Source organism: Xanthomonas vesicatoria ATCC 35937, from assembly GCF_001908725.1.
Classification (GTDB): Bacteria; Pseudomonadota; Gammaproteobacteria; order Xanthomonadales; family Xanthomonadaceae; genus Xanthomonas; species Xanthomonas vesicatoria.
Map to the genome: position 1 here is coordinate 1,994,879 of NZ_CP018725.1, position 21,186 is coordinate 2,016,064.

14 protein-coding genes, 2 other RNA genes and 1 pseudogene are annotated in these 21,186 nt (G+C 65.8%); 13 read left to right on the plus strand and 4 right to left on the minus strand.

The features are described 5' to 3' along the window. The first annotated feature begins 301 nt into the window (after positions 1–301). Positions 302–377, plus strand: a non-coding RNA gene (locus BJD12_RS08605) — sX9 sRNA. Positions 378–385: 8 nt separating this feature from the next. On the opposite strand, the gene BJD12_RS08610 is transcribed toward BJD12_RS08605, so the two are convergent. Continuing rightward, positions 386–1,750 (minus strand): glutamate--cysteine ligase, encoded by a 1,365-nt coding sequence (locus BJD12_RS08610; RefSeq protein WP_042828083.1) that lies wholly within the window; start codon positions 1,748–1,750, stop codon positions 386–388. Between the two features lie 318 nt (positions 1,751–2,068). Here BJD12_RS08610 and BJD12_RS08620 point away from each other — a divergent pair. Together BJD12_RS08620 and BJD12_RS08625 are read left to right on the plus strand one after the other, a co-directional pair. Further along, positions 2,069–2,915: pseudogene (locus tag BJD12_RS08620) on the plus strand (helix-turn-helix transcriptional regulator). Positions 2,916–3,019: 104 nt separating this feature from the next. Further along, complete coding sequence (locus BJD12_RS08625; protein WP_005993089.1) at positions 3,020–4,015, plus strand: MBL fold metallo-hydrolase; 996 nt, start codon at positions 3,020–3,022, stop codon at positions 4,013–4,015. A 270-nt stretch (positions 4,016–4,285) separates the two neighbouring features. Here the strand turns inward: BJD12_RS08625 and yihA are convergent, their stop codons facing one another. Next, positions 4,286–4,909 (minus strand): ribosome biogenesis GTP-binding protein YihA/YsxC, encoded by a 624-nt coding sequence (gene yihA / locus BJD12_RS08630; protein ID WP_005993088.1) that lies wholly within the window; start codon positions 4,907–4,909, stop codon positions 4,286–4,288. 144 nt (positions 4,910–5,053) lie between these two features. Between yihA and BJD12_RS08635 the strand changes: the two genes are divergently transcribed. The 7 genes from BJD12_RS08635 (at position 5,054) to betA (ending at position 13,731) form a co-directional block, all read left to right on the plus strand. Further along, a complete protein-coding gene (locus BJD12_RS08635) occupies positions 5,054–5,851 on the plus strand; it encodes a c-type cytochrome (protein ID WP_005993086.1) in 798 nt (265 codons plus the stop codon). A 96-nt stretch (positions 5,852–5,947) separates the two neighbouring features. Continuing rightward, the gene (locus tag BJD12_RS08640) at positions 5,948–6,598 is read left to right on the plus strand and encodes a thiol:disulfide interchange protein DsbA/DsbL (RefSeq protein WP_005993084.1); all 651 of its coding nucleotides are present in this window, start codon (positions 5,948–5,950) and stop codon (positions 6,596–6,598) included. Positions 6,599–6,688: 90 nt separating this feature from the next. After that, positions 6,689–7,501, plus strand: coding sequence for a thiol:disulfide interchange protein DsbA/DsbL (locus BJD12_RS08645; protein ID WP_005993083.1), 813 nt, complete (start codon positions 6,689–6,691; stop codon positions 7,499–7,501). A 49-nt stretch (positions 7,502–7,550) separates the two neighbouring features. Next, positions 7,551–8,288: an endonuclease/exonuclease/phosphatase family protein gene (locus tag BJD12_RS08650; protein WP_039419894.1), complete on the plus strand. Its 738-nt coding sequence runs from the start codon at positions 7,551–7,553 to the stop codon at positions 8,286–8,288. A 133-nt stretch (positions 8,289–8,421) separates the two neighbouring features. Then, a complete protein-coding gene (gene betT / locus BJD12_RS08655; RefSeq protein ID WP_005993079.1) occupies positions 8,422–10,401 on the plus strand; it encodes a choline BCCT transporter BetT in 1,980 nt (659 codons plus the stop codon). Positions 10,402–10,439: 38 nt separating this feature from the next. Beyond that, positions 10,440–11,912, plus strand: coding sequence for a betaine-aldehyde dehydrogenase (betB, locus tag BJD12_RS08660; protein WP_005993076.1), 1,473 nt, complete (start codon positions 10,440–10,442; stop codon positions 11,910–11,912). 148 nt (positions 11,913–12,060) lie between these two features. Next, positions 12,061–13,731: a choline dehydrogenase gene (gene betA / locus BJD12_RS08665; protein ID WP_005993074.1), complete on the plus strand. Its 1,671-nt coding sequence runs from the start codon at positions 12,061–12,063 to the stop codon at positions 13,729–13,731. Positions 13,732–13,780: 49 nt separating this feature from the next. On the opposite strand, the gene BJD12_RS08670 is transcribed toward betA, so the two are convergent. Next, positions 13,781–13,854, minus strand: a non-coding RNA gene (locus BJD12_RS08670) — sX9 sRNA. A gap of 213 nt (positions 13,855–14,067) precedes the next feature. Between BJD12_RS08670 and BJD12_RS08675 the strand changes: the two genes are divergently transcribed. Next, positions 14,068–14,520, plus strand: a complete 453-nt coding sequence (locus BJD12_RS08675) for a MarR family winged helix-turn-helix transcriptional regulator (protein WP_005993072.1) — start codon at positions 14,068–14,070, stop codon at positions 14,518–14,520. Positions 14,521–14,578: 58 nt separating this feature from the next. Continuing rightward, positions 14,579–15,781, plus strand: a complete 1,203-nt coding sequence (locus BJD12_RS08680) for an FAD-dependent monooxygenase (RefSeq protein WP_005993070.1) — start codon at positions 14,579–14,581, stop codon at positions 15,779–15,781. Positions 15,782–15,976: 195 nt separating this feature from the next. Here the strand turns inward: BJD12_RS08680 and BJD12_RS08685 are convergent, their stop codons facing one another. Next, positions 15,977–18,856, minus strand: coding sequence for a TonB-dependent receptor (locus BJD12_RS08685; RefSeq protein ID WP_005991756.1), 2,880 nt, complete (start codon positions 18,854–18,856; stop codon positions 15,977–15,979). A 269-nt stretch (positions 18,857–19,125) separates the two neighbouring features. Between BJD12_RS08685 and BJD12_RS08690 the strand changes: the two genes are divergently transcribed. Then, positions 19,126–21,099, plus strand: coding sequence for a transglycosylase SLT domain-containing protein (locus tag BJD12_RS08690; protein WP_005991764.1), 1,974 nt, complete (start codon positions 19,126–19,128; stop codon positions 21,097–21,099). Positions 21,100–21,186 lie beyond the last annotated feature (87 nt).

Consider the following 21,186-nt stretch of genomic DNA (forward strand, 5'->3'; position numbering starts at 1 on the left):
CGCACCAGTGGCAGTGCAGCGCCCCACTCGAGGCAACGCATTACACCAGCTAGCCAGCCATTGCGTCCGATCCGGCGCAAGTAAGTAACGCACTCATCGGCCAACCACGTGGAGGACGTCGGGGACCGCACGCATCAAAGGCGCCGGGATGAAACCGCACGTCGCCAAGCGACAACTTGCCGGTCACACATCCACGCAAAGCAAAACGCGCCGCATCACGGCGCGTTCGACTACATCACTAGCGCAGCTAGCAACCTGCACTGCTCACCGCCAGGCGGGCACGCACGGTGCTCGGTGCGGCATACATCACCCGTACACGCCGGCTCCTCCGCGCTGTCCGCACTCACCCGAAGACTGTGCGCTGCGTTGTGTGAGCCGCTACTACTCAGTATGCAAACTCGCGAAACACCCGGTCGATATCGCCGTTCCATGCGCCGTGATACAGCGCCAGCTTGCGCTCGGCAGCGGTGACGCCGCTCTCGGCGATCTCGGCGATCACATCAACAAAGCCGGTTTCGTCCTGGCCGTCGCCATTCAGGCGCGCGCGCCGGCGCAGGCCTTCGCGGGCGATGTTGACCGCCTCTACCGCCAGGTCGCGCACGGTGCCGTTGCGGAACGGCAGGCCCAGCGCATGCTTTGGCACGCCGTCGCGCAGGGCGTGGCGTTCGGTGGGGCTGAAATCCTTCACCAGATCCCAGGCCGCATCGAGCGCGGTCTGGTCGTACAACAGCCCGACCCAGAACGCCGACAATGCGCACAGGCGATTCCACGGGCCGGCATCGGCACCACGCATTTCCAGGTATTTCTTCAACCGCACTTCCGGAAACGCGGTAGTCATGTGGTCTGACCAGTCGCGCAGCGTCGGCAACGCGCCCGGCAATGCCGGCAGCTTGCCTTGCATGAAGTCGCGGAAGCTCTGCCCGCTGGCATCGACATAAACGCCATTGCGATAAGAGAAATACATCGGCACATCGAGCAGGTAATCGACGTAGCGCTCGTAGCTGAAACCAGCTTCGAACACGAAGTCCAGCATGCCGGTGCGATCGGCGTCGGTGTCGGTCCAGATGTGCGAGCGATAGCTCAGGTAGCCGTTGGGCTTGCCCTCGGTGAACGGCGAATCAGCGAACAAGGCGGTGGCGATCGGCTGCAACGCCAGCGACACGCGGAACTTCTGCACCATGTCCGCTTCGGTGGCGTAATCCAGATTGACCTGCACCGTGCAGGTGCGCGTCATCATGTCCAGGCCCAGCGAGCCGACCTTGGGCATGTAGTTCTTCATGATCTGGTAGCGGCCCTTGGGCATCCACGGCATCTGGTCGCGCCGCCACTTGGGCTGGAAGCCCATGCCCAAAAAGCCCAGCTGCAACTCGCCGGCGACCTGCGCCACTTCGTCCAGATGGGTGCCGGTTTCCACGCAGGTGTGATGCAGGGTTTCCACCGCTGCACCGGACAGCTCCAGCTGGCCGGCCGGCTCCAGCGTCACCGAGGCGCCGTCGCGCAGCAGCGCGATGGTGTGGCCGTTTTCCTGCACCGGCTCCCAGCCGAAACGGGTCAAGCCGGTTAGCAAGGCCTCGATGCCGCGCGCGCCTTCGAAGGTGGGCGCGCGCAGATCATCGAGCTGGAAGCCGAACTTCTCGTGCTCGGTGCCGATCCGCCAGTCCGCACTGGGCTTCTCGCCAGAGGCGAGGACCTGGACCAGTTCCGCGCGTTCGGTGATCGGCGTTTCGGCAACGTGGCTGGGACTCGACAAGGGCAGGCTCGCAAACGTGAAGGGGTGGGACGATGTGGGGATTCTCCCCAGCCACCGCAAGGCCCGCACTATACCCGCAGGGCATGGAAAGGATTGCTGTCATCGGCCGGGTCTGAGATTTCCATCCATGCGCACGGCGCGGCCGACGCAACGGCAGGCGCAGGCGCACCCCTACAGCCCGCCGTCGGGCGTGACGGAACAGGCCGCAGGAGGCAGCCATCCACGCCGACGCGCGACCGCTGTGCATTTCCGCAGGCGGGCTGCACCGCGTGCAATCGCCCCGGCCGCGCAGGCGCGTTCCTGTAGCATCGCCCGGCCATGACCGTTGCGCCCACGCCCACCGACACGCTGATTGCGCAGATGGCCAGCCTGATGCAAGGCGAGCGCGCCGATGCCTTCGCCTGCGTGAGCGCGCGGCGCGAGCACGGGGCACGCTCGGTGGATCTGAGCCAGGCGCAGTTCGCGATTGTGCTGCAGGGCCGCCAACAGGTGCGCAGCGCGACCCAATCGCTGCAGCTCGTGCCCGGCGATCTGTTCCTGGCGACCCGCCCTTGCCGGATCGATGTGATCAACACGCCCGACCCGCAGACCGGGCTCTACATGAGCGCGGTGGTCCCCCTCTGCGAAGATCTGCGAAGAGGCGCTGGCCGCTGCGCGCGCGTTGTGGAACGAGCCGCTGCCCGACGCCGGCGCCGACATCGCGCGGTTGCCGGCGATCGATGTCGCGCTGCCGCTGCGGCAATGGCGCGATGCACTGCAACACGGTTTGTACACCGAAGCACGCCTGGCGCTGGCGGCACTGGTCATCCACGTCTGTCGTCGCGGCCACGGCGGCTTGCTGCTGCCGCCGACGCCAAGCATCGCCGAGCAGGTGCGTACACTGATCGCCGCGCAACCGCAGCGGGCGTGGCGCTCGCGCGATATCGAAGACAGCCTGGGCGTCAGTGGCGCCACCTTGCGCCGGCATCTGGCCGCCGAACAGCGTTCGCTGCGCGACCTGATCACCGACGCGCGGCTGGCGCATGCCATGGCCTTGCTCTACAGCACGCGCTGGCCGCTCAAGACGGTGGCCGCGCGTGCCGGCTATCGCTCCACCCGCAGCTTCAGCCAGCGATTCCAGCAGCGCTACGGACTGGACCCGGCCAGCATCGGCAATAACCGCTAAATCGGCAGGGCGAGCGCTTCACGCAGCGCAATGAGCGAATCGCGCAGGTCGCTGCCGCCAGCATGACGACACCGCGGCGATTGCCGCCTGTCCTGGAATTGCCCATGTCTGTTTTCGCCCTGCGTTCGCTGGCGCCGCTGGTATTACTCGCCGCAAGCGCAACGCTGGCGCACGCCGCTGCGCCCGTCTCCACCCACGCACAGGTCCCCGGCTTCTACCTGCAGCGCATCGGCACGCTGCGCGTCACCGCCTTGTTCGACGGCAGCGTGGCGTTGACGCGTCGACAGCTGTCCAATGTGGACCCGGCCGAGCGCGACCGCCTGCTCGCGCAGGGCTACGTCCCCGAAGACAGCAAGGGGCTGCAGACCGCAGTCAATGCCTATCTGATCCAGGACGGCAGCCACCTCAGCCTGATCGATACCGGCACCGCGCAGTGCCTGGGGCCCGGCCTGGGGCCCGGCCTGGGTCAGGTGCTGGGTAACCTGCGCGCCGCCGGTGTCGACCCTGCCCAGGTCGACGATGTGCTGCTCACCCACGCGCATCCGGATCACCTGTGCGGCCTGCTCGATGCGCAGGGAACACCGGCCTTTCCCAACGCCACGGTGTGGGTGTCCGAGGCCGATGCCGCGTACTGGCTGGATCCCGCCTCGGAGGCCGGTGCCGCGCCGATGCTGCAGTTCGCCTTCCCGTTGGCGCGCGCGGCCGTCGCGCCGTATCAGGCCCAGGGGCGGCTGCGCCGTTTCCAGCCGGGCAAGACCGCATTACCGGCCGGCATCACGGCCCTGGACAGCCAGGGCCATACGCCCGGCCACGTCTCGTATCGCTTCAACGGCGGCGCCGGCAGCACGCTGCTGGTGTGGGGCGATGTGTTGCACTACCACGCCGTGCAGTTTGCGCAGCCGGACGCCTCGTTCGAGGCCGACAGCGATCGCAGCAAGGCGATCGCCTCGCGTTGTCGCCTGCTGGCGCAAGCCGCCGCCGGCCGCTGGTGGGTGGCCGGCGCGCATTTGCCATTTCCGGGCCTGGGTCATGTGCGCCGCGAGGGCAAGGCGTTCGCCTGGGTGCCCACCGAATTCGGCCCGGTGCCGGCAACGCCTTGAGCGATGGGGCAGCCGCGCGACCCATCACCTCTTGATGCGATCTGCAGCTGCCGGGCGCGCAGAACGCGGCACTGCGGCTTAGCGCTACCGTTTGCGGCGTAAGCCGGAGGCGCCGCCGGCGACGCGTCGCGCGCTGCGCACCCACGCAGTCCCTGTCCCGCAGCGCGGCCCCGGTGTCGCCAGCCCTACGATGCCGCAAATGAAAACGGCGAGCCCTGGCTCGCCGTGCTGGACTGCCTGCAGGCACAGGCGTCTGGCGCCTGGCCCGGTTCACTCCGCTGCAGGCGGCACCCCATCCAGGCCCAGCCAGCCGCCGACGATGCCGCGCAACTCGTCCACGCCCTGGCGCGACTCGCCCGAGTAGGTCTGCACGGTCACGCTGTCGCCGAAGCGCGAGGTCACTTCCTTCTTGACCTTCTGCAGGGTCTGCATCTGCTGGCCACGGCCGAGCTTGTCGGCCTTGGTCAGCAGCCCATGCGCAGGCAGGCCGCGTTCTGCGGCGTAGCCGAGCATCTGCAGGTCGTAATCCTTGAGCGGATGGCGGATGTCCATTACCACCACCAGGCCACGCAGCGCCTCGCGGGTGCGGAAATAGCGGTCGATGAAGGCCTGCCAGTGCGCCTGCAGGTCCTGCGGCACCTTGGCGTAGCCGTAGCCGGGCAGATCCACCAGATAGCGCTCGGGCTGGATCTGGAAGAACACCAGCTGCTGGGTGCGGCCGGGGGTCTTGGACACACGGGCCAGCGAGTTCTGGCGGGTCAGCGCATTGAGTGCGCTGGATTTTCCGGCGTTGGATCGGCCGGCAAAGGCCACCTCGTAGCCGCCATCGTCGGGCAATTGCCGGGCGTTGTGGGCGGACAGGTGGTAGCGGGCTTGTTCGATAAGGAGCGACATCCCCCTAGGATCGCACGTTCGGGCGCTGCCGGTTTTGCTGCACTGTTCGTTGACCCTGGCGCAAAGGCGTGTCGATAATCGAAGCACGCCTGCCACAGCCAGTACCCAACGCGCGCGGGCAGGGTCCATACGGAGCTTTAGCTGATGCGCCATGCTCGTGTGCTAGTCCTCGCCGCCCTCGCCGTGCCGGTCGTTGCGGCCGTGGCGTTTGCGCAATCGGCAGTCACGCCGATCCCCGATCCGCCGCCCGTGCGCGTTGCGCCGTTGGAGGTGGATCTGGCAAAGACCACCTGGGGCGATGCCAAGGCCGGCCAGGCCAAGGCCGCCGCCTGCGCGGCCTGCCACGGCCCGGACGGCAATCCGGCGGTGGCGATGTACCCGCGCATCGCCGGGCAAACCGAGCGCTACGTGGCGCATCAGGTGGCGCTGATTGCAAGCGGCGAACGCAATACCGGGATGTCGGCGGTGATGGTGCCGTTCGTCAAGGACCTGACCGCACAGGACATGCGCGATCTGGGCGCCTACTTCGCCACCCAGAAGGCGTCCGCCGGGGTCGCCGACGATGCGGTGATCGCCGAAGGGCCATATCAGGGCATGAAGTTCTACGAGGTCGGGGAAAAGCTCTACCGCGGTGGCGACATCGCGCGTGGCGTGCCGGCCTGCATGGCCTGCCACGGCCCGTCCGGTGGCGGCAACCCTGGCCCGGCGTATCCGCGCCTGGGCGGCCAGCATGCCGACTACGTGGCGCGACGCCTGAAGGAATACCAGGCCGGCACTACCCAGGAGCGCAACCCGGCGCTGTTCAATATCATGGCGCAGGTGGCACGCCCGCTGAGCGAGCAGGAGATCCAGGCGCTGTCCAGTTATCTGCAAGGTCTGCACGACCGCGCCGACGATGCCGCCGCTACGCAGACGCCTGCCGGGACGCCGGCGCGCTCATGAGCTGAGCCGCCCATCCGCACCACCGTGTCACGACGCCGGTCCCGCGACCGGCGTCGTCGTTTCCTAACCCTCCTCTCTGATCCCCACGGAGCCTGCATGAATCTGCTTTCCCGCCTGTCCCTGCTGCTGTTGATCCTGATGCCACTGGCGGCCTGCGCCGCCGACAAAAAGGCGCCCCCGGTCGAAGGCGAGGACTACACCCTGATCGACGGCGGCCAGCCGTATGCGCCGCTGGCCGGCAAGGTCGAAGTGGTGGAGGTGTTCGGCTACACCTGCCCGCATTGCGCACACTTCGAGCCGACGCTGGAAGCCTGGGCAGCCAAGCAACCGTCGTACGTGCGTTTCACCCCGGTGCCGGCCGCCTTTGGCGGGTTCTGGGACGCGTTTGCGCGCGCGTACTTCGCTGCAGACATCCTCGGCGTGGCCAAACGCAGCCACCGCGCCATGTTCGACGCCATCCACGAGAAGCAGAGCGTGCCGACCCAGAACGTGGCGCCGGAAGAGCTGGCTGCGTTCTATGCCGACTACGGCGTGCCGCAGCAGCGCTTCGTCGACACGTTCAAGAGCGCGGAGGTGGATGCCAAGCTCAAGGCCGCACGCGAGTTCGCGCAGCGCAGCAAGCTGCCCGGCACCCCGGCCATCATCGTCAACGGGCGCTATCTGATCGGCGCGCGCAACTACCCGGACATGCTGCGCGTGGCCGACTACCTCATCGCCCGCGAGCACGCCGCGCCTGCCAAGCGCTGAACCGCGTAACCGCCACCGACGGCCGCCGTGGCATCATGCGCCCCGCGGCCGTCCGGCCCTTTCCTCGCCCCACGCTGGAGATTCCATCCGATGAAGACCCGCTTCGCCCTGACGCTGATGGCGCTGCTGCCGATCCTGGTCGCCTGCAAGGCCCAGGACGGCTCGTCCGACACCGCACCTGCCGCCGCCACACCGGCTGCCGAAACGACGCCTGCACCTGCCGCTACACCGGCCGCCGATCCGGCCGCCCCGCCTGCGGTTGGCGAAAGCGCCACCACGCCGCCTGCCGCCGCACCCAGCGCCGCTCCGCGTGCACCGAACGGCCCCGAGCCGGTCGCCGGCACGGACTACATGGACATCCAGGCAGGCCAGCCGTACCAGCAGGCCGCCGGCAAGATCGAAGTGGCCGAAATCTTTGGCTATGTCTGCCCGGCCTGCAACGCGTTCCAGCCGCTGGTCGGTCCGTGGAAGGCCGGGCTGCCGTCCGACGTGCATTTCGTCTATGTACCGGCGATGTTCGGTGGCCCGTGGGACGACTATGCCCGTGCGTTCTATGCCGCCGAAACGCTGGGCGTGCAGGAAAAGACCCATGAAGCGCTGTACAAGGCCATCCACGTCGACCAGACCCTCAAGGGCGAGCGCGGCAAGGATTCGGTGCAGGACATCGCCGCGTTCTACGCCAAGTACGGCGTCGACCAGAAGACCTTCATCGACACCATGAGCAGCTTCGGCGTCTCGGCCAAGACCAACCGCGCCAAGCAGTTCGCCACCCGTAGCCAGATCACCGGCACGCCGTCGCTGATCGTCAACGGCAAGTACCTGGTCAAGGGCAAGAGCTTCCCGGACATGCTGCGTATCGCCGATCACCTGATCGCGCGCGAACGCGCCACCCTGGCCAAGTGAGCCGGGTGATCGCCGCATCGTGAACGCTTCGGACTCGCGCACCCTGCGGGTGCTGACCGCCAATATCCAGGCCGGTTCCAGCACCCGCCGCTACAGCGATTACGTGACCCGCAGCTGGTCGCATGCGTTGCCGCTGGGCGCAAAGCGCACCAGCCTGGACAGCATCGCCAAGCTGGCCGGCGACCGCGACATCGTCGGACTGCAGGAGGCCGACCCAGGCAGCCTGCGCTCGGGCTTCACCAACCAGACCCACTATCTGGCCGAGCGTGCCGGCTTCCATTACTGGAGCCACCAGCCCAACCGCCGCATGGGCGGGGTGGCCTCCAGCGCCAACGGTTTGCTGAGCAAGCTGGAGCCGCTGGAAGTGCAGGACCACGCCCTGCCCGGCCGCATCGGTGGGCGCGGCATCCTGCTGGCCAAGTTCGGGCAAGGCCGCGACGGGTTGGCGGTGGCGGTGGCGCATCTGTCGCTGGGCGCCAATTCGCGCATGGCCCAGCTGGCCTTCATTGCCGAGCTGCTCTCCGAGCATCCGAACGCAATGCTGATGGGCGACTTCAACTGCGTGGCCGACCGGCCGGAGATGCAGGCGCTGTATCGGCATACGCGATTGCAGCCGCCGAGCGGCGTGGTGCACACCTTCCCGAGCTGGCGCCCGGACCGGGCGATCGACCATATCCTGGTCAGCGACAGTCTGGTGATCGAACACACCGAAGCGATTCCTGCGGCGTTCTCCGATCACCTGGCCGTCGGCATGGATATCCGCGTTCCGCTGCAGTTGCTGCGCTAGCGTACGCAACTGCCCACGGGTTCGCACTGGCGGACTCGACCGACGACACCCCCTAGACACCGCCTGTGCGATAACGCAGGCGGTTTTTCGTTGGGAACACGTCACGTGATACGCATCATATGAGTGCGTCGGCATGAGTGCCGTCGAACCGCAGCCGTTGCCGGTGCGCACCTTGCGGCCGGTGTTTTTGCTGGCGGCGACGGTGGTGTGCACATTCGCCTTGCTGGTTGCGCTGTTTCCGCTGGAGGCAGGCCGTGTGCTGCTGGATGCGCAGACCTTGGCCTCGCGCAATGTCGGCTGGTACTACCTGTTGGCGATGACGCTGTATCTGGTGTTCGTGCTGGGCACCGCGCTCTCCAGCTACGGCAACATCAAGCTTGGCGCCGATCACGACGAGCCGGAATTCAGCTATCTCTCCTGGGCCGGCATGCTGTTTGCCGCCGGCATCAGCATCACGCTGTTCTTCTTCTGCGTCTCCGAACCGCTGACCCATTATCTGCAACCGCCACAAGGCGGCACCGGCAGCGGCGAAGCTTCCGCACGGCAGGCGATGCAGTTGCTGTTTCTGCACTGGGGCCTGCACGGCTGGGGCGTGTTCGCGTTGGCGGCGATGGCGCTGGCGTACTTCGCCTTCCGTCATAACCTGCCGCTGGCCTTGCGCTCGGCGCTGTATCCGCTGATCGGCAAGCGCATCAACGGGCCGATCGGGTACACGGTGGATGCGCTGGGCATCGTGGCGACGGTGTTCGGCATCGGTGCGGACATGGGCTTCGGCGTGCTGCACCTCAACGCCGGGCTGAGCACCTTGTTCGATGTGCCGCATACGCACTGGGTGCAGGTCGCGTTGATCGTGGCGATGATGGGCGCGGCCATCGTGGTGGCGGTGTCCGGCGTTGAAAAAGGCGTGCGCTGGATGTCGGACATCAACATGCTGCTGGCGATCGCGCTGCTGCTGTTCATGCTGTTTGCCGGCCCAACGCAATATTTGCTCAATGCCTTGATGCAGAACCTGGGCGACTACCTGGGCAGCGTGGTCGGCAAGAGTTTCGACGTCTATGCCTATGGCGGCCGTGCCGACTGGCTGGGCAACTGGACGGTGTTCTATTGGGCGTGGTGGATCGGCTGGGCACCTTTTGTCGGCCTGTTCATTGCGCGCATCTCGCGCGGCCGCACCATTCGCGAATTCGTGCTGGGCGTGTTGTTGATCCCGCTCGGCTTTACCCTGGCGTGGCTGTCGATCTTCGGCAATAGCGCGCTGGACCAGTTGCTACATCATGGCCAGGGCGCATTGGCGCAACAGGCCATCGAGGCGCCGCAGACGGTGCTGTACTCGCTCCTGCAAGGCTACCCGTGGAGCCGCACGGTAATCACGGTCACGGTGGCGATCAGCTTCGTGTTCTTTGTCACCTCGGCCGACTCCGGCACCGTCGTGCTGTCCACGTTGTCCTCGCACGGCGGAGAGCCGCACGACGACGGCCCGCGCTGGCTGCGTGTGTTCTGGGGCGTACTCACCGCCGTGGTCACTGCAGGGTTATTGCTGGCCGGTAGCATGGACGCGCTGAAATCGGCGGTGGTGTTGGCGTCGCTGCCGTTTTCTGCGGTGTTGCTGCTGATGGCATGGGGCCTGTCGCGCGCGTTGAGCCAGGAATCGCAGCGCAAACGTGCGCAGCTCTACAGCCCCAGCCCGCTCATCGGGCAATCGCGTCATCACGGCGGCTGGCGTCAGCGTCTGGGCCAGGCGATGCACTTCCCGGCGCGCGATGAGGTCTACCGCTTCATGCACGACCAGGTGCGCCCGGCGATCGAGGCGGTGACCACGCAGTTGCAGGAAGAAGGCTGGAACGTCAGCAGCCGCATCGACGACGGCGACATGGAGATCAGCGTCGATCACGGCGAACAACAGGGCTTCCGCTACCAGGTGGTGATGCGCGGGTATCTCACCCCGTCGTTCGCCGCGCAGCGCTTGCGCAACCAGCGCTATTACCGTGCAGAAGTCTATCTATACGAAGGCAGCCAGGACTACGACCTGGTTGGCTACAGCCGAGAACAAATCATCAACGACATCATCGATCAATACGAGCGTCACCTGCAGTTTTTGCACCTCACGCGCTGAGCTGCCTCGCTGCGGCGACCATCCCAAGGAGGTTTGTCATGCCACGTTTCCCCGACCAGCTGCTGTACATCGGCGGCCGCTATGTCCCCGCCCGCGGCGGCCATACATTCGAAGTCATCAACCCCGCCACTGGCGAGGTGCTTGCCAACGTGCACAACGCGGGCGCCGACGATCTGGACGCTGCGGTCGACAGCGCCAGGGCCGGCCAACGCGTGTGGGCCGCGCTTACCACGGTGGAGCGCTCGCGCATCCTGCTGCGCGCAGTGGCGTTGCTGCGCGAGCGCAACGATGCGCTGGCCGAGCTGGAAACCCTCAACACCGGCAAGCCGCTGAGCGAAACGCGCAGCGTGGACATCGTCACCGGCGCGGACGTGCTGGAGTATTACGCCGGCGTGTCGCAGGCACTGCAAGGCGCACAGGTGCCCCTGCGCGAAGGCAGCTTCTTCTACACCCGGCACGAGCCGCTCGGCGTGGTCGGCGCGATCGGCGCATGGAATTACCCGATCCAGATCGCACTGTGGAAGGCGGCACCGGCATTGGCCGCCGGCAACGCCATGATCTTCAAGCCCAGCGAAGTCACCCCGCTTACTGCACTGAAGCTGGCAGAACTGTTCACCGAAGCCGGCCTGCCCGATGGTGTATTCAACGTCCTGCCCGGCGACGGCGCCAGCGTGGGCACCGCGCTCACCGAGCACCCGCAGATCGAAAAGATCAGCTTCACCGGCGGTACCGCGACTGGACGCAAGGTGATGGCCAGCGCATCGAGTTCATCGTTGAAAGACGTGACCATGGAACTGGGCGGCAAGTCGCCCCTGATCGTCTGCGCCGATGCGGATCTGGATCTGGCCGCCGACATCGCGATGATGGCCAACTTCTACAGCTCCGGGCAGGTGTGCACCAATGGCACCCGGGTGTTCGTGCCGCGAGCGCTGCGCACCGCCTTCGAAGCGCGGTTGCTGGCACGCGTGCAACGCATCCATATCGGCGACCCGCTCGATGAACGCACCACCTTCGGCCCGATGGTGAGCGCAGCGCACATGCAGCGCGTGCTGGACTACATCGACCAGGGCAAGGCCGAAGGTGCGCGCCTGCTGTGCGGCGGCGAGCGGTTACGCGACGGTGCGCTGGCACAGGGCTATTACGTAGCGCCGACGATCTTCAGCGATTGCAGCGATGTGATGACGATCGTGCGCGAGGAAATCTTCGGGCCGGTGCTGAGCCTGCTCACCTACGAGGACGAAGACGAAGCGGTGACCCGTGCCAATGCGACCACCTACGGGTTGGCTGCCGGTGTGGTCACGCCCGATCTGGCGCGTGCGCACCGGCTGATCCATCGCCTGGAAGCAGGCATCTGCTGGATCAACACCTGGGGCGAGTCGCCCGCACCGATGCCGGTAGGTGGCTACAAGCAATCGGGCGTGGGTCGCGAGAACGGGTTGGTCACCTTGCAGGCCTATACGCGCACCAAGTCGGTTCAGGTCGAGCTGGAACGCTACGCATCGGTGTTTTGAGCGGCCGACGCTGCAACGCACGTCACCGCTGGATGCGTGCGTTGCGCCCTACACACGCACTGTGCGCACCACAACATCGCCGCGCCCAGGACAGCGACCGCGCAGTGCCTTGACTGCCGCTGCACCGCTCACGCATCAGGAGACCACCATGCAACGCGAATACGACTACATCATCATCGGCGCCGGCTCGGCAGGCAATGTGCTGGCCGCACGTCTGACCGAAGACCCGGGCGTGACGGTGCTCTTGCTTGAAGCGGGCGGGCCGGATTACCGGCTGGATTTCCGCACCCAGATGCCGGCCGCGCTGGCGTTTCCCCTGCAGGGCCGCCGCTACAACTGGGGGTACGAAACCGAGCCGGAGCCGCACATGGACAACCGGCGCATGGAATGCGGGCGCGGCAAAGGCCTGGGCGGTTCCTCATTGATCAACGGCATGTGCTACATCCGCGGCAACGCGCTCGATTTCGATCACTGGGCCAAGCGCCCGGGGTTGGAAGACTGGAGCTACCGCGATGTGCTGCCGTACTTCCGCGAGGCCGAAACGCGCGACATCGGCGCCAATGACTATCACGGCGGCGACGGCCCGGTGAGCGTGGCCACGCCGAAAAACGACAACAACGTGCTGTTCCATGCCATGGTCGATGCCGGCGTGCAGGCGGGCTATCCGCGCACCGACGATCTCAACGGCTATCAGCAGGAAGGCTTCGGGCCGATGGACCGCACCGTGACGCCACGCGGACGGCGCGCGAGTACCGCGCGCGGCTATCTGGACATGGCCAAGCCGCGCGATGGCCTGCATATCGTCACCCATGCCACCACCGACCGCATCCTGTTTGCCGGCAAGCGCGCGATCGGCGTGCACTATCTGGTGGGCAACAGTAGCGAGGGCATCAATGCGCATGCGCGTCGCGAAGTGCTGGTGTGTGCGGGCGCCATCGCCTCACCGCAGCTGTTGCAGCGCTCCGGTGTGGGCGCACCGGATCTGCTGCGCGCACTCGACGTGCAACTGGTCCACGACCTGCCCGGCGTCGGCCAGAACCTGCAGGATCATCTGGAGGTCTACATCCAGTACGCCTGCACCAAGCCGGTATCGTTGTACCCAGCCTTGCAGTGGTGGAACCAGCCTGCGATTGGTGCCGAGTGGCTGTTCGCCGGCACCGGCACTGGTGCCAGCAACCAGTTCGAAGCCGGCGGTTTCATCCGCACGCGCGATGAGTTCGACTGGCCCAACATCCAGTACCACTTCCTCCCCGTCGCCATCAATTACAACGGCAGCAATGCAGTGAAGGAACATGGCTTCCAGGCACATGTGGGCTCGATGCGCACCCCCAGCCGCGGGCGCGTGCACGCCAAGTCGCGCGACCCGCACCAGCACCCGTCGATCCTGTTCAACTACCAATCCACCGACCAGGACTGGCAGGAATTCCGCGACGCAATCCGCATCACCCGCGAAATCATCGCGCAGCCCGCGCTCGATGCGTATCGCGGCCGCGAGATTAGCCCCAGCGCCGATTGCAAGACCGACGCCGAGCTGGACGCATTCGTGCGTTCGCGTGCAGAAACTGCCTATCACCCATCGTGCTCGTGCGCGATGGGCACCGACGACATGGCCGTGGTGGATGGACAAGGCCGCGTGCATGGCATGGACGGGCTGCGTGTCATCGACGCCTCGATCATGCCGCGCATCATCACCGGCAACCTCAATGCCACCACCATCATGATCGCCGAGAAGATCGCCGACCGTATGCGTGGACGCACACCGCTGCCGCGCAGCACGGCCGATTACTACATCGCCGGCGATGCGCCGGTGCGCCGATAACGATCGGCCACCAGGGAGACCTGCGGATGCGCGACAACGTACTAAGCGCGGCTAACACGTAGCGCGCAATCGCCAGGTGGGCGCGGACGGCGCGCTCAGAACCGGAGTGTGCGAGTGGTACATGCGGATTCCGAGCATTGGCCGCGCCACCTGGCGGTGAGCACAGCAGGTTTGTGAGCGGCTCTGATGCGTCACGCATTCGCCGCAGCCCACCACAAGGCACTGCACCATCGTCGAAAGATGCGCCTTTCCCCCGGTGCCGGCCACCTTGCCCGCCTCGCGAGAGCGCCGCTCGCGCGGTGCCATCGCCGCACACGCGTGGGATATCCTTCGCGCATGAACTCGGACATCCACCCGGAAGCGGCCATCGCGCCCGGCTATCTGGCCAACCATGCCGCGCGCGTCTTCAATCGCAGCGTCGACGCCCGCCTGCGCGAACACGGACTGACGCTTGCGCTGATCGCGCCGTTGCTGCTGCTGTCGTGGAAAGGCCCGATGCTGCAGCGGGACCTGGTGCGCCACTCTGCAGTGAAGCAGCCAGCGATGGCCGCGCTGCTGGACAAGCTCGAAGCGATGGCGCTGATTGCGCGCGAGGCCTTGTCCAGCGACAAACGCGCTGCCACGGTTCGGCTGACCGCCGCCGGGGAAGAAGCTGCCGCCACCGGCCGAACCGCGCTGCTTCACTTCAATGCCGTCGGCGTCTCGGGATTTTCCAGCGAAGAAGCCAGGCTGCTGACCGTTCTGCTTGGCCGCCTGATCGACAATCTGGAAGCCGCCGCAAGCGAATAGCATCACGCATGATATTTAAGTATCATGTCTGATATATCCCTATTGCAGGAGCGGCTCCATGGCCCGTCGGATTCTCATCAGCGGCGCAAGCGTCGCTGGGACCACTGCGGCATGGTGGCTTGACGCTCATGGGCTCGAGATCGAGGTCGTCGAACGCGCGCCGGCGTTTCGAGACGGCGGCCAGAACGTCGACGTGCGCGGCAATGCCCGCGAGGTGCTGCGCCGCATGGGACTGGAAGCGCGTGCGTTCGAACGCAGCACCCAAGAGCTGGGCACCGATTGGGTGAGCGAAGACAATCGCGTCATTGCACGCTTCAAGGCAGACGACTCCGACACCGACAGTGGGCCCACTGCCGACCTGGAAATCCGTCGCGGCGACCTTGCGCGCATCCTGTACGACGCCACCCGCGAGCGCGTGCCCTATCGCTTCGACGACAGCATCTGCGCCCTCGCCCAGGACCACGACGGCGTCGACGTCACCTTCCACAGCGGCCGCTCCGCGCGCTACGACGCTGTCGTGGTCGCCGAAGGCGTGGGTGCGCACACGCGTGAGCTGGTGTTTCCCGGTGAGAACGTGCCGTACTGGATGGACATGACCATCGCGTATTTCAGTATCCCCCGAGTCCCACACGACAGTGACTATGCCCGGCAATACAACACGGTGGGCGGACGCGGCGCGACGTTGAAGCCCGCGCTGGACGGCAAGCTGGGCGCCTATCTGGGCCTGCAGAAGCGGCCCGAGGGCGAGAACGCCTGGAGCCTGGAGCGGCAACGGCGCTACATGCAAGCGCAATTTGCCAACGACGGCTGGGAATTTCCGCGCATTCTCGACGCGATGAAGGAGGTCGACGATTTCTACTTCGAGGTGCTGCGGCAGGTGCGCATGCCGCGCTGGTCCGCCGGCCGGGTGGTGTTGACCGGCGATGCCGCCTGGTGCCCCACATCGCTGTCGGGCATCGGCACGACGCTGGCAATGGTCGGCAGCTATGTGCTGGCAGGCGAACTTGCGCAGGCCAGCACACCGACGCAAGCGTTTACGCACTACGAACGGATCATGCGCCCGTTCGTCAAAGAGGGGCAGAACGTCCCCAAGATCGTCCCTCGCCTGCTCTGGCCGCACACCGCTGTCGGGCTGACGCTGTTACGCAGCGCGATGCGCCTGGCAGGTACGCCGCTTGCCCGACGCATCATCAACAACCGCTTTGCGCGCGATTCCAACAGCATTGCCTTGCCAGACTATCGGCCGGTAGAGCCGCGCTGAAACAGTCGTTGTCGCCAATCGATGACAAGGACTGCACGACAACACGCCCGCACCGCTGCGATACGCAAGCAACCAACACCTGTGCATCACCTGCCATAACCATGCGCGTTGCGACCACGACGCCTCCGCAGCGCCGCGATCGCCCAATCCGCCTGCGTGGTTCTCACTGAAGAACCACGCGGCGTCTGGCAGCCGCTAGAACTTCAAATCCACACGCGCATACCAGAAGCGCCCACCGGGAATGTCGTAAGTGGAGGCGTCATAGCCGTTGAGTGAGCACGACAGACAGAGCGGCGGATCCTTGTCGAACACGTTGTTCAGGCCAGCCGTGAGTTGCAGCCCCTTGAGCCAATCGACGCGATACCCCACCTGCGCATCGTGATAGGTGATCGCATCCAGCCGGTTGGTTCCTTCGGTCGGGTTGGAACACACCGCAAATTCCACCGCATCGCCGCACTGCTCAGTGAGCTTGGAGATGTGGCGTGCCGTCCACGATGCGGTCCAGTTGCCCAGCGACCAATCCAGAACGGCGTTGCTGGTCCACTCGGGAATCGCACTGTCGACCACTTCGATGCCCGGCCCCTGTGGCTGCCGCTGCCCGGCCGCGCCCAGCGCTTCATAACGGCCCACGAAGGTGTTTTGCCACGAGAGCTTGAAGCGGCCGAGCGCGCTTTCCGGCAGCGTCCAGAACAGGTCCACGTCCCAGCCATCGGTCTTGATCGAGCCAAGATTGGTCAAACGATTGTTGAAGGCATTGATGCCGCCGGTGGACGCGCGTGCAATACCGTCGCAATACAGCGCATCCAGCGTGTCCACGCACAGATCCAGCTGCGTCTGCGCATTGATGGCCTGGATCGCGCCATCGACATGATGGCGATAGAACGTCACTTCCATGTCCAGACGGTCCGACCAACTGGCGTTGCTGGCAAAGCCCGGACTGAACACAAAGCCGGCGCTGAAGCTGCGCGAACGTTCCGGATCCAGTTGTTCGTTGCCGCCGGTGGTGACAGAGATCTGCTGATTGGCCTGTTGATAACCACCCGGCACGCCCAGCGCTGCGCAATTGGCCGCACTGCCCCGCGGCGCGGTACCACCCAGGCCGATCGAGCAGGGATCGGACAATTGCAAATCCGCACGCGCCGCCGAACCGAACAGCTCGCCGATGGTCGGCGCACGGAAGCCTTCGGCGTAGCTGGTGCGCAATACCAACTCGTCGGTGACCTGCCAGCGCAGGCCGTACTTGGGCGTGAATTCGCCGCCGAAGGTGGAGTAATCGGAATAGCGGCCGGCGATATTCAGATCGAGTTTGTCGCCCAACGACGCGTTGGCGAAGATCGGAATATTGAGTTCGAGATAGGCCTCGTTGACGTCGTAGCTGCCGGAGGTGGGCAACGACGGCACGCCGTTGTAGCGCCCGGCCACGGTGAGCGGATCTGGCTGATACGCGCCTTCGTACTTGCGGTATTCGTAGCCGGTGGCGAACGACACCGCGCCGCCCGGCAGCTGGAACAACTCGCTGCTGAGGTTGGCGGTCAACAGGCTCAGTTCATTCTGGCTGCGGTCGCGCACCACCGGCTGGATCCAGCGCAGCATGTCCGGCGTGATGCTGCCCGCACCGCTGAAGATATCCAGCGGCACACAGCCGGCCACCGCCGCGCATGCGGCCGGGTCGCCCAGGGCCAGATTGATGTTGAACAGGTTGTAGCTGCCATAGTTGGTCTGCTCGGCCTTGTTCTTGCTGTACATGCCGTTGACGTCCCAGTACCAGGTGCGCGCGGCCGCTTCGAAGGTGCCCACCAACCCGGTGCCGACGTACTGCGTATCCACCTGCTGCTCGTAGCGACGCGGCCCGCCCTCCACCGGACGTCGGCCGATCTGGATCAGGTTGGTGGCCGAGTTCAGATCGAAGCCGAACGGATTGAACGGATTCAAGCCGGAAATCACGATGTTGTCGGCCAGCGGATTGCCGGTGCCGGCATCTGGGCCGAGAAAGATCGGCTCCGGCGCGGCCTGGTTGGTCGACTCGCGTCGATTGCCCAATGCCTTGACGTACCACTGCACGTCGTCATTGAAGTAATAGCGGAATTGCGCAAACACGCCCTTGCGCTCGGATGGCGTCAGCAGCAGGTTCTGCTCGGCAAAGTTGTAGCGGTCGGCCGTGCCGAAGCAGTGGTAATCGTCGCTGCGCGTGCAGCCGGCGCTACCGTCGTACTGCGGCGTACCGACGCCAGCATTGGGGGTGAGGTTCTGGCGTACGCCAGTATTCGGGTCGACGAACTGGAAGCGCCCGTCCGGCGTGGCCGAGCTGCCGAAGGTCAGCCCGGTGCCCGGAATCGGAAAGCGCGCCTGCGCCATGTCACGTGCGTAGATCGGGTCCTGCTTGACGTAGCTGGCGCCTAAAAACAGGCTGAAATTTTCGCCACTGGTGCCCCAGGCCAGGTCCACGCCCTGGTTGGCGCCGTCGCCCTTGCCGTATTGGCCATAGTTGAGCGTGACCTGCGCGCCGTCGAAACTGCGCCGGGTGATGATGTTGACCACGCCGGCAATCGCGTCGGAGCCGTACAGCGACGAGGCGCCGTCTTCGAGCACTTCGATGCGCTCGACGATCGCCAGCGGAATGGTGTTGAGGTCGGTCGACGACCCAACGCCGGACGCGGAAGATTCATTGACCCAGCGGATGCCATCGACCAGCACCAGCACGCGCTTGGAGCCGAGGTGGCGTAGATCCACCTGTGCCGAGCCGGCGCCCACGCCGCCGCCGTCGGGCGGAAAACCGAAATTGCCGGAGGAATTGAACTTGGCGTTGAGCGCCGAGCCGGAAGCGGTGAGCTCCTGCAGCACTTCGCCGATCGAGGTCAGGCCGGTACGCTCGATGTCGGCGCGGTTAAGCGTCTGGATCGGCACCTGGCCTTGCAGCTCGGCAGTCTTGATGCGGGTGCCGGTGACTTGCACGCTATCGAGCGTGCGCGTACCGGGGGCTGCTTCGGGCTGCTGCGCCCAGGCCAGCGTAGGAATCAGACACAACGACAACTGCACGGCCAGGCACGACCGCGACGCACGGATCAGACGCTTCATCCTTTCTCTCTCCAGAAGGATCTTTAAGTGTCCGCACGCCCCCGTGCCTGCGGTCCGGTCCAAGTTGTAAACGAAACCTTAACGCATCGCAATCTGGCGGTGCAGCACTGCGATGCGCGTCGCAGTGCATGGTGTAAGCACGGACACCGCGACAGACGCGCAGGCGCATCGTCCAGACGACGATCGCGGAGCGACATCGACAGGCGCGCGCTGTTAGCCGCGAGGCATGTTCACTCAAGCGCTCAGGCGTGCTTCGGTATAGTCGCGCGATGACTTATTTCCCGCGTCTTGCCACTGTTTTCGTCGGCCTGTTGTGCCTTGGCAGCACTGCCCTGCATGCGCAAGGCCTGGATCCGCAATTGACCGCCATGCGCGATGCGATCGCAGCCGCAGAGCGCGGCCAGTCCGATCCCGCCCAGCTCTCTGCATTGAGCCGCCATCCGCTGTATGGCTGGTTGGAGTACGCCACGCTCAAGCGCAACATCGACAACGTCTCCAATGCGCAGGCGCAGGGATTCTTGCAGCGTTACGCCGGCCAACCGGTCGCCGAGAGCTTCCGCAGCACCTGGTTGCCGGCGGTCGCGCGCCGCCAGGATTGGACCACCTTGCTGTCCAACTGGAAGACCACCGACAACGTCGGCCTGCGCTGTGCACAGCTGACCGCGCGCCAGGCCACCGGCAAGCTGGACGCACAATGGAGCCGCGATGCGCTCACCCTGTGGCGCACCGGCAAGGCGTTGCCGGATGCGTGCGAGCCGGTGGTCGCCGCACTGGAATCCCGCGGCGAGCTGACACCAGCACTGCGGTGGGAACGGGTGGAAGCCGCCGCCGATGCACAGCAGCCTGCAGTGATGCGCATCGCCGCGCGTGGCCTGCCGGCGGCCGATCTGACCCTGGCTACCGATTACGCTGCCTTTCTCGACAAGGTCCACCCGCGTGCACTAGGTTGGCCCAAGACCGATCGCAGCCGGCGCGTTGCTGTCGATGGCCTGGCCAAGCTAGCCAAGACCGACCCGGATGCCGCCGAGCAACAGCTGCCTCAGTTCGCAAGCGCATTGGGTTTCAGCGAGGCGCAACGCGGGCAGGTGCTGTATCAGATTGCGTTGTGGACAGTGGCATCCTACCTGCCGGACTCGGCGCGCAGGCTCAACGCCGTGCCCGATGCGGCCTATGACGAGCGCCTGCACGAATGGCGCGCGCGCGAGGCGATGTCGCGCGGCGATTGGCCGGCGGCACTGGCCGCCATCCGCAAGATGCCGGCCAGCCAACGGGCCGACTCGCGCTGGCAGTATTTCGAAGCGCGCCTCAGCGAAAAAACCGGTTCGGCGGCGGCCGCACAGCCGCTGTACCGCGCCGCTGCGCAGTCGCCCACCTTCCACGGCTTCCTGGCCGCCGACCGCCTGCAGCAACCGTATCGGCTATGCTCATGGGAACCCAAGGACAGCCCCCAGGCCAAAGCCGCAGTGGCGCGCGATGCGGCATTGATCCGTGCGATTGCGTTGTTCCAGATTGATCGCCCCGGTTGGGCCGTGGCCGAGTGGAACGATGCCGCCAGCCGCTTCGACGACACCCAGCGCCGCCTGGCGGTGGAAGTGGCCGGCGACAACGGCTGGTTCGACCGCGCGGTGTTTGCGCTCGGCAAACAGCCGGACGAGCAACGGCTGTATTCGCTGCGCTTCCCGTTACATCACGATGCAAGCATTCGCCGCGAGGCCGCCAAGAATGCCATCGACCCGGCCTGGGTGGCTGCAGAGATCCGCGCCGAAAGCATCTTCAACCCACGTGCGCGTTCGCCGGCCAATGCCATGGGCCTGATGCAGGTATTGCCCGGCACCGGCGCGGCAGTGGCCAAGGGCATCGCCCTGCCCGGCTACGCGGGTGCCGCCAGCCTGTACGAGCCGGACACCAACATCGCCATCGGCACCGCGTACCTGCGCCAGTTGCTCAACACCTATGGCCTGCCCTACCTCACCATCGCCGCCTATAACGCCGGCCCCGGCCCGACTGGCCGCTGGCAGTCGCAACGGCCCGGGTTCGATCCGGACTTCTGGATCGAGACCATCAGCTACAAGGAAACCCGCGAGTACGTTGCACGCGTACTGGCCTTCAGCGTGATCTACGACTGGCGCCTCAACGGCGACATGCTGCCGCTCAGCGACCGGTTGATGGGCAGGCTGGTGGACAAGCGCCAGAAGCCGGTATGCACACCGGGCCAGAGCACGAGTAACGCAGCGCAGGACTGAGGGCAGTTGCATCGACGCGGTTCGCTTGGCGAAGCGGCCGCGTCTACGTCGTTGCGTCGTTCGACGCGCGCCTTGTTTGATCGAAGT

Bases quoted from the DNA above. Each gene is read 5' to 3' on its own strand.
- BJD12_RS08685 (WP_005991756.1), bottom strand. From the start codon at position 18,856: ATGAAGCGTCTGATCCGTGCGTCGCGGTCGTGCCTGGCCGTGCAGTTG.
- yihA (WP_005993088.1), bottom strand. From the start codon at position 4,909: ATGTCGCTCCTTATCGAACAAGCCCGCTACCACCTGTCCGCCCACAAC.
- BJD12_RS08635 (WP_005993086.1), top strand. From the start codon at position 5,054: ATGCGCCATGCTCGTGTGCTAGTCCTCGCCGCCCTCGCCGTGCCGGTC.
- BJD12_RS08640 (WP_005993084.1), top strand. From the start codon at position 5,948: ATGAATCTGCTTTCCCGCCTGTCCCTGCTGCTGTTGATCCTGATGCCA.
- betB (WP_005993076.1), top strand. From the start codon at position 10,440: ATGCCACGTTTCCCCGACCAGCTGCTGTACATCGGCGGCCGCTATGTC.
- betT (WP_005993079.1), top strand. From the start codon at position 8,422: ATGAGTGCCGTCGAACCGCAGCCGTTGCCGGTGCGCACCTTGCGGCCG.
- BJD12_RS08690 (WP_005991764.1), top strand. From the start codon at position 19,126: ATGACTTATTTCCCGCGTCTTGCCACTGTTTTCGTCGGCCTGTTGTGC.
- BJD12_RS08625 (WP_005993089.1), top strand. From the start codon at position 3,020: ATGTCTGTTTTCGCCCTGCGTTCGCTGGCGCCGCTGGTATTACTCGCC.
- BJD12_RS08675 (WP_005993072.1), top strand. From the start codon at position 14,068: ATGAACTCGGACATCCACCCGGAAGCGGCCATCGCGCCCGGCTATCTG.
- BJD12_RS08680 (WP_005993070.1), top strand. From the start codon at position 14,579: ATGGCCCGTCGGATTCTCATCAGCGGCGCAAGCGTCGCTGGGACCACT.
- betA (WP_005993074.1), top strand. From the start codon at position 12,061: ATGCAACGCGAATACGACTACATCATCATCGGCGCCGGCTCGGCAGGC.
- BJD12_RS08645 (WP_005993083.1), top strand. From the start codon at position 6,689: ATGAAGACCCGCTTCGCCCTGACGCTGATGGCGCTGCTGCCGATCCTG.